We start from the raw sequence: 504 nt of genomic DNA, 5'->3' as shown, positions 1-504 counted from the left end.
CGGACTGCACCGTGAGCAGGTCGCGGTTGCCGACGGCGTCGAGCAGCATCGAGCCGAGGCCGGGAATGACGAAGACCCGCTCGATCACGACGGCGCCCACGATCAGGGTGGCCAGCTGCACGCTCGTGACGGTGATCACGGGGATCGCGGCGTTGCGCAGGCCGTGCTTGAGCAGCGCCTCGGTCTTGCCGAGGCCCTTGGCCCGGGCGGTGCGCAGGTAGTCCTCGCTCATGATCTCCAGCACCGCGGAGCGCACGTAGCGGGTGAGGATTGCGCCCTGCACTGAGGCGAGCGCGAGCACGGGGAGGATGAGGCGGCGCAGGAAGTCGCCGAAGTCCTCGCCGGGCGGGGTCCAGCCGTTCGCGGGGAGCCAGCCGAGGCCGACCGCGAAGATCATCACGAGCAGGATCGCCGCGAGGAAGCCGGGGATCGCGACGCCGAGCTGGCTCCCGGCGCCGATGAGCACCCCGGAGAGGTTGCGGTGCTTGACCGCGGCCCACGTGC

1 protein-coding gene is annotated in these 504 nt (G+C 71.2%); it reads right to left on the bottom strand.

Annotated features, from left to right (window positions below; genetic code table 11):
• Positions 1 to 504: ABC transporter permease (locus tag OOT08_RS02420; protein WP_325091286.1), on the bottom strand; the 504-nt coding region annotated here is incomplete at both ends.

The sequence above is a fragment of the Leucobacter sp. M11 genome, assembly GCF_035726885.1.
Taxonomy (GTDB): Bacteria; Actinomycetota; Actinomycetes; order Actinomycetales; family Microbacteriaceae; genus JAPFRB01.
The sequence above is the reverse complement of the archived record's forward strand: the minus strand, read 5'-3'. Positions and strand labels throughout refer to the sequence as shown.